Origin of the sequence: Limnohabitans sp. DM1 (assembly GCF_001269385.1) — a bacterium.
Classification (GTDB): domain Bacteria; phylum Pseudomonadota; class Gammaproteobacteria; order Burkholderiales; family Burkholderiaceae_C; genus Limnohabitans_A.
In genome coordinates this window covers 1-7,257 of sequence record NZ_CXOO01000006.1, presented here as the reverse complement: position 1 = coordinate 7,257, position 7,257 = coordinate 1, and the positions used below count along the sequence as shown (strand labels likewise).

8 protein-coding genes and 1 pseudogene are annotated in these 7,257 nt (G+C 58.0%); 6 read left to right on the top strand and 3 right to left on the bottom strand.

Annotated elements, in window-relative coordinates; genetic code table 11:
• On the bottom strand, positions 1 to 925 hold a 925-nt coding region (locus AMM33_RS01210; protein ID WP_090138073.1), incomplete at its 3' end, for an ISL3 family transposase.
• A 63-nt stretch (positions 926 to 988) separates the two neighbouring features.
• Positions 989 to 1,798 (bottom strand): annotated as a pseudogene (locus tag AMM33_RS01205) (AMP-binding protein); the annotation flags it as partial.
• 154 nt (positions 1,799 to 1,952) lie between these two features.
• Between AMM33_RS01205 and AMM33_RS01200 the strand changes: the two are divergent.
• The 5 genes from AMM33_RS01200 (at position 1,953) to htpG (ending at position 6,392) form a co-directional block, all read left to right on the top strand.
• On the top strand, positions 1,953 to 2,660 hold the full coding sequence (locus AMM33_RS01200) for a Crp/Fnr family transcriptional regulator (protein WP_090138071.1): 708 nt from the start codon (positions 1,953 to 1,955) through the stop codon (positions 2,658 to 2,660).
• Between the two features lie 66 nt (positions 2,661 to 2,726).
• On the top strand, positions 2,727 to 3,635 hold the full coding sequence (locus tag AMM33_RS01195) for a pseudouridine synthase (RefSeq protein WP_090138069.1): 909 nt from the start codon (positions 2,727 to 2,729) through the stop codon (positions 3,633 to 3,635).
• 73 nt (positions 3,636 to 3,708) lie between these two features.
• Positions 3,709 to 3,921 (top strand): AbrB/MazE/SpoVT family DNA-binding domain-containing protein, encoded by a 213-nt coding sequence (locus AMM33_RS01190; RefSeq protein WP_090138068.1) that lies wholly within the window; start codon positions 3,709 to 3,711, stop codon positions 3,919 to 3,921.
• Positions 3,921 to 4,328, top strand: coding sequence for a type II toxin-antitoxin system VapC family toxin (locus AMM33_RS01185; protein WP_090138066.1), 408 nt, complete (start codon positions 3,921 to 3,923; stop codon positions 4,326 to 4,328). The genes AMM33_RS01190 and AMM33_RS01185 overlap by 1 nt, the downstream gene beginning before the upstream one ends.
• A 96-nt stretch (positions 4,329 to 4,424) precedes the next feature.
• Entirely contained in the window at positions 4,425 to 6,392 is a 1,968-nt protein-coding gene (gene htpG / locus AMM33_RS01180; RefSeq protein ID WP_090138065.1) for a molecular chaperone HtpG, read from the top strand.
• A gap of 234 nt (positions 6,393 to 6,626) precedes the next feature.
• Here the strand turns inward: htpG and AMM33_RS01175 are convergent, their stop codons facing one another.
• Positions 6,627 to 6,938, bottom strand: coding sequence for an LEPR-XLL domain-containing protein (locus AMM33_RS01175; RefSeq protein WP_090138063.1), 312 nt, complete (start codon positions 6,936 to 6,938; stop codon positions 6,627 to 6,629).
• 103 nt (positions 6,939 to 7,041) lie between these two features.
• On the opposite strand from AMM33_RS01175, the gene AMM33_RS01170 reads away from it, so the two are divergent.
• A partial coding sequence (locus AMM33_RS01170) for a helix-turn-helix domain-containing protein (protein WP_194945159.1) occupies positions 7,042 to 7,257 on the top strand: 216 nt, incomplete at its 3' end.

Sequence of the window (7,257 nt, the reverse complement as noted above, 5' to 3'; positions counted from 1 at the left end):
TCTCACGCAACTGCTCTTTGTAGGACCACGCCCTGGCCGTGCGTTTGACGGTCATCTTGGCCATCAACGCATCCAGTTCAGCTGCCGCCTCCGGTTTGAGCTTGGCTGTGTCTTTGAGCAAAGTCCAGCGCATGCCCTTGAGAGACTTGTCGGTCTTCTGCTCGATCCGGCGCATCTTGTCCACTGCAGTGCTTGCGTGACCGATGATGTGAAACTTGTCAAACGTGATCCGGGCGTTGGGCAAATGCTGGGTAACCCCCGAGATGAAGGCGGGCGACATGTCGATGCTGGTCTGGATGATGTTTTCGCACGGGCAGCCATGGTCTTCCAGGTAGGACGCCAGTTCCTTGATGGTTTTAGCATCGCGCCCTTCGGTTACAAACAACACGCGCCTGGCAACGGCATCAGCGGCCAGCGTGACGTAGCTGTGTCCCCTGGCACGCGAAGTCTCATCAATCGCCAGTGCCGTGACATCCGAGYGATCTGCCAAGCCACAGGCCATCTCAACATACTTTTCGCACACGGCCAGAACCTTGTGCGGCGACTCCCCGACAAGACGCGAGACGGCGGCAAATGGCATCTGGCCAGACAGCATCAGAATGAAGGCTTCAAACAGCAAGGTGAAGCCATTAAGTCGCCCGGCAAAATCAGGCTCGACCAACCGCACCGAACCGTTGGGAAGTTTCACGCGAGGCGTGCGAACTTGCAGATGGCACTCGTGTTGAAAGAAGTTCAGGTGCCGATACGTCTTGGCCACCGTGTCGTGCACACCATGCAGCCCATCGTGACCCGAGACTGCAAAGCGACTGCCGACTTTGAAGTCAATCAATATCGTCAAGGTCTTGGCACCTTCGTCGAACTCAACCGAGGCAACGCACCACGGGTCAGTGATGCCCAGGGCAGATTCAAACAGCTTGGCAGTCATCAATTCACGCTCAAAAGTTGATCAATATGGCAGAAGCTTACCCACTCAAATTTCAAGAGAACCGTAATAAGTGGGGCCAATCTCTTTGAGGTCGATGGTCACGGTGGCCGAGGACTCTGGGCAATTGACCACATAACCGCACACCAGCCACTGCGCGTAGCTGAAGATGTTCTGACCGATCCAGGCGGGTGGCATGTAGGCCAGCACGTCTTCGGCGCTGGTCAGCTTGTCAAACTCGGCGCCCGCTTCAGCGCGGTCGATCAAGGAGCTGTGCGTGTGCACCACACCCTTGGGGTTGCCCGTGGTGCCCGAGGTGAAGAACATCGCCGCCACATCGGTGTAGGCTGCTTTTTCAACTTCTTCTTTGAAGAACTGTGGATGCTGCTGGGCAAACACCCCGCCTGCAGCAATCAGCTCTTCGAGCGAGCCCAAGCCGTCTTCGGTGTACTTGCGCAAGCCGCGTGGATCGTCGTAATAAATGTGCGTCAGCTGCGGGCACTGCTCGCGCACTTCCAGCATCTTGTCGACCTGCTCCTGGTCTTCCACCACGGCAAAGCGCACTTCGGCGTTGGTGATGGGGAACACGCATTCGGCAGCGGCCGCGTCCTGGTACAGCGGCACAGGAATCGCACCCAGCGACTGCGCGGCCAGCATGGTGGCATAAAGACGCGGGCGGTTGGAGCCGACCACGATCAGGTGCTCGCCGCGCTGCAAGCCTGCCTGGTGCAAACCGCAGGCCACGGACTGGACCAAGCGGGCCAGATCCGACCAGCTGGTGGTTTGCCAAATGCCATATTCCTTCTCGCGCAGTGCGGGCGCCGTGGGGCGCTCGGCAGCATGCTTGAGCATCAAACGGGGAAACGTTGTTTGCATGACCTGACCTGTCTCCAAAAACGGTGCATTGAATGCAATGCGACTGAACTGGGCCGGATGTTAGGCATTCATTTGACGTCAAGTTGTCGTTTGAACGACAATTTAGGGAAGACCCCTAGCACAACTGACCCGAGTCTGACGGCTTGTTCACCAAATGCTTACAAACCCCACCGTTTACCAGCGCAGACGCGCACCCACCGCAGCGGAGCAGCAGGATATTCCCTGGTTGAGCTTGCTCACAGCGCAAGAGCGCTCAGAAATCGTGCCGCAACTGGTGGTCAGCGATCCGCAGGCCGGCGATTATGTGTGCCGAGTGGGGCGTCCGGTCACCTACTGGTTTGGCGTCATTTCCGGTCTGCTCAAGATGAGCAGCGACACCGCAAGCGGTCAAACCATGACTTTCACCGGCGTGCCGCCGGGCGGCTGGTTTGGCGAGGGCACCGCCCTCAAGCGAGAGGTCTACCGCTACAACATCCAGGCCCTGCGCGCCAGTGTGGTGGCGGGCTTGCCGGTGGACACGTTCCACTGGTTGGTCGACCACTCGCTGGGCTTCAACCGCTTCATCATGAACCAACTCAACGAGCGTCTGGGCCAGTTCATCGCCGCCCGCGAACTGGACCGCATGAACAACCCCGAACTGCGCCTGGCCCGCCACTTGGCGGCACTGTTTAACCCGGTGCTGTTTTCTGGTGTGGGCGAGGTGTTGCGCATCACCCAGCAAGAGCTGGCCTATCTGGTCGGTCTGTCGCGCCAGCGTGTGAACGAAGCCCTGCGCGTGCTGGAAGCGCGTCAGCTCATCCGCGTGGAATACGGCGGCCTGCGCATCCTGGACCTGAACGGGCTGCGCACGGCCCAGTTCTGAGTTGTAAAAGAGGGACAATTGGCCTCCGGCCGATTTGGCCCATTCCTGCCCCTTTTGATACCTCACATGACCCAGCCCCCCGCTTTCAAACGCGCCCCCCGCCCCGAAGGCAAAGGCCAAACCGCCGCGCCCAGCAGCACCTCGCGCCTGAACAAACGCATGGCCGAGCTGCGCATGTGCTCGCGCCGCGAAGCCGATGCCTGGATCGAACAAGGCTGGGTGATGGTCAACGGCCAGCCCGCGACCATGGGCCAGCAGGTCACGCTGTCGGACCGCATCACCATCGACAAAGCCGCCGAGCAACAGCAAGATCGGCAAGTCACCATCTTGCTGCACAAGCCCATGGGCTATGTGAGCGGCCAGGCCGAAGACGGGCACGAGCCCGCCATCACCCTGATCAACCCGCGCAGCCACTGGGGCGGCGACCCGTCCAAGCTGCGCTTCACCCCGCCGCACTTGCGCGGCTTGGCCCCGGCCGGACGCCTGGACATCGACTCCACGGGCCTTTTGGTGTTGACACAAGACGGCCGCGTGGCGCGTCAGCTGATCGGTGAAGACTCGGAGATAGAAAAGGAATATTTGGTGCGCGTGGCCTACACCGGCCACGAAAACACCGCTGCCGCCACCGCCGCGTCGGCCACCTATGGCGGCAAGGCCAACCAACTCACCGTGATTGGCGACTTCGACCGCGTGAGTGCCAACGTGCAAGCCGTCTTCCCCAAGGCGCTGCTGGAGCGCCTGCGCCACGGCCTGAGCCTGGACGGCAAACCCCTCAAGCCCGCCAAGGTGGACTGGCAAAACCCCGAGCAATTGCGCTTTGTGCTGACCGAAGGCAAAAAGCGCCAGATCCGCCGCATGTGCGAACAAGTGGGCCTGAAAGTCGTGGGCCTCAAACGCATCCGCATGGGCGGTGTGCAGTTGGGGCAGATGCCTGCGGGAACCTGGCGGTATTTGGGGCCGAACGAGTCTTTTTGAATGGCACTGACGAAGAGAATGACAAGGCGTAGAATTTTGATTCTTACCAAAACAAGATCGATGGAGCCCGCGCATGTCAGCCATCACCACCCTGTCCAGTAAATTCCAGATCTCGATTCCCAAAGGGGTTCGAGAAGAACAATCTTGGGTGGCGGGCCAGAAATTTGTGTTCATTCCCAAAGGCAAGGGCATGCTGCTCATGCCCATGCCTGAACTCAAGGACTTGGCAGGCCTGGCGAAGAACGCCAAATCCAAAGAGCACCGCGACCGCAAGGATCGGGTGTGATGCCTTCAGCACCTTCGCCCCGTTGGAGTGTGGTGGACACCTCCGCGTGGATCGAATTTCTGATGCTCACGCCACTTGGCAAAAGAATGGAGCCTCACTTTCCCCCACAAGATCAATGCATCGTTCCCACACTGGTTCAATTGGAATTGTCCAAATGGATGCTGCGCGAAATGGGCGATGACGAAGCGGATCAGGTGATTGCCTACACGCTGGAATGTGTCGTTACCCCGCTGGACACAACGATTGCCCTGCTGGCCGCCCAATTGAACAAAGACCACAAACTGGCAGCAGCCGATGCGATTGTTTACGCAACTGCCCTGAACAAAGGCGCGAAACTGCTCACCTGCGACGCCCATTTCGAGCACCTGCCCCATGTGGTGTATCTGTCCAAAAAAACCATCCATTGAGTATCCAAATCGCTTCCTCTTGAAACCTCGTCAAACGACCCCATGTTTGGGGCGTTTTGGTTTTTTGATCTTTTGTTTTTTACCTGTTGAATTGATATGAGCAAACAAACCCATGCCTTTCAGGCCGAAGTCGCGCAACTGCTGCACCTGGTCACCCACTCGCTGTATTCCAACCAGGAAATCTTTTTGCGCGAGCTGATCTCCAACGCCTCGGACGCTTGCGACAAGCTGCGCTTTGAAGCGCTGAACAACACCGCCCTGTACGAAGACGCGCCCGATTTGCAAGTGCGTTTGGCTTTCGACAAAACCGCCAAGACGCTGACCATCACCGACAACGGCATCGGCATGACAGCGCAAGAAGCCATTGACCACCTGGGCACGATTGCCAAGAGCGGCACCAAGGACTTCATGAGCAAGCTGAGCGGCGACCAAAAATCAGACGCGCAGCTGATTGGCCAGTTCGGTGTGGGCTTTTATTCGGGCTTCATCGTGGCCGACAAGATCACCGTGGAGACCCGCCGCGCAGGCGCAGCAGCGGCCGAAGGCGTGCGCTGGATCAGCGGCGGCACGGGTGACTTTGAGGTCGAGACCATCACCCGCGCCGAGCGCGGCACCAGCGTGATCTTGCACCTGCGCGAAGAAGCGCTGGAGTACGCCAACACCTGGAAGCTCAAGGAAATCGTCGGCAAATACTCCGACCACATCAGCCTGCCCATCTTGATGGAAAAGGAAGAGTGGAAAGACGGCGAGCTGATCGACCCGAGCAACGAAGAAGCTGGCCGCAAACCCGGCGGCATGGTCAAGACCGGCGAGTGGGAAACCATCAACAAGGCCAGTGCCTTGTGGACCCGCCCCAAGAAAGACATCACCGACGAGCAGTACGCCGACTTCTACAAACAGATCAGCCGTGACTTTGAGGCCCCGCTGACCTGGACGCACAACCGCGTGGAAGGCAGCACCGAATACACCCAGCTGCTCTACATCCCCGGCAAAGCCCCGCAAGACCTGTGGAACCGCGACAAGAAGGCAGGCATCAAGCTGTATGTGAAGCGCGTGTTCATCATGGACGAAGCCGAAGCGCTGATGCCCAGCTACCTGCGCTTTGTGAAAGGTGTGGTGGACTCGGCCGACCTGCCGCTGAACGTGAGCCGCGAGCTGCTGCAAGAAAGCCGCGACGTCAAAGCCATCCGCGAAGGCTGCACCAAGCGCGTGCTGTCGATGCTGGAAGATTTGGCCAAACACGACAAAGCGCCCGAGGCTTCTGCCGATGTCACGGATGTTTTGAGCGACGAAGACAAAGCCAAACTGGGCCAGTATTCCAAGTTCTACGCCGAGTTCGGCGCGGTGCTCAAAGAAGGCCTGGGCGAAGACTTTGGCAACAAAGACCGCTTGTCCAAACTGCTGCGATTTGCATCCACCACCAGTGACACCGTGAGTGTGAGCTTTGCAGATTACAAAGCCCGCATGAAGGAAGGCCAGGACGCGATTTACTACATCACCGCCGACACCCTGGCCGCAGCCAAGAACAGCCCGCAGCTCGAAGTCTTCAAGAAAAAAGGCATCGAAGTCTTGCTGATGACCGACCGCGTGGACGAGTGGGCGCTCAACTTTGTGCACGAGTTCGACGGCACCCCGCTGCAAAGCGTGGCCAAAGGCGCGTTTGACCTGGGCAAGCTGCAAGACGAAGAAGAGAAGAAAGCCGCCGAAGACGCCGCCGAAACCTTCAAGCCCGTGCTGGCCAAGCTCAAAGAAGCGCTCAAAGACAAAGCCGAAGACGTGCGCGTGACCAGCCGCCTGGTCGACAGCCCCGCCTGCCTGGTGGTGACCGACGACGGCATGAGCATGCAACTGGCCCGCATGCTCAAGCAAGCCGGTCAACAAGCCCCTGAAGTCAAACCCGTGCTCGAAGTCAACCCCGAGCACGCGCTGGTCAAAAAGCTCGACGGCTCCGTCCACTTCCACGACCTGGCCCACATCCTGTTCGACCAGGCCCTGCTGGCCGAAGGCGGCTTGCCAGCAGACCCTGCGGCTTATGTGAAGCGGGTGAATGCGCTGCTGAGCTGATCGGCATCTCCTCCAACCAGAAGCCCCGCCTGATCTGCATCTGGCGGGGCTTTTTTGCGTCTGATGCCCTGCAAACCCTTTGCTGGCTTGGGTTCTTACAAATCGAAGTTTCAAACTTAGATTTGTAAGAACTTCTCGCAACACTGAATACACTACATCTGTAGTCAGGAATAGATCTAAATCCGCTGTCAACCAATTGCGAGCATCGTTCTACATGTCACATATGTTGATCAATCAGCGAATGATCTGCGTCCAGATCGGTTTATCTGGCATTCCGAGTCGAATCCATTCCTCATACTGCAGCAATAGATTGAAATGCTCAGCCCACGCAATCACACCAACCAACAAGACTGATACAACAAACGACAACACACGCACCACACCATGATTCAACCAAGCCGAGACGATGGAAAAAACCGCTGCGCTCATGAGCAGGCGTGGTTCAAGCCCAATGTGATTCTCCGGAACCATAAATATCCGGAAAAAAACCCATAAGAGCACACCCAAGGGCGGAAGAAGTGACGAAATAATTACTAGTTTTTTCATGGGCGGATTCAAGTACGAGGTGCAACAAAGATGAACCCGGTGATGGGTGGCTGAGGATGTCAAGGCATCATGGCCACTCAAACCGCCAAGTCCAAGTTGCCAGATGTACAAGCACCTCAGCCGAGAAGAACGATATCAAATTCACAGCCTCTTGAAAGCCAAACAGACCATCACCGAGATCGCCCGATCATTGGGCAGGAGCCGCAGCACCATCAGCCGCGAACTCAGCCGTGGTCGTGGCCAGCGTGGCTATCGCGCCGAACAAGCCTGCGCCAAGGCGACTGAGCGGGCACAGCAAAGCCGTAATGCCCGCCGTGTA

Coding starts and splice junctions, on each gene's coding strand:
- htpG (WP_090138065.1), top strand. CDS start 4,425: ATGAGCAAACAAACCCATGCCTTTCAGGCCGAAGTCGCGCAACTGCTG.
- AMM33_RS01190 (WP_090138068.1), top strand. CDS start 3,709: ATGTCAGCCATCACCACCCTGTCCAGTAAATTCCAGATCTCGATTCCC.
- AMM33_RS01185 (WP_090138066.1), top strand. CDS start 3,921: ATGCCTTCAGCACCTTCGCCCCGTTGGAGTGTGGTGGACACCTCCGCG.
- AMM33_RS01195 (WP_090138069.1), top strand. CDS start 2,727: ATGACCCAGCCCCCCGCTTTCAAACGCGCCCCCCGCCCCGAAGGCAAA.
- AMM33_RS01175 (WP_090138063.1), bottom strand. CDS start 6,938: ATGAAAAAACTAGTAATTATTTCGTCACTTCTTCCGCCCTTGGGTGTG.
- AMM33_RS01200 (WP_090138071.1), top strand. CDS start 1,953: ATGCTTACAAACCCCACCGTTTACCAGCGCAGACGCGCACCCACCGCA.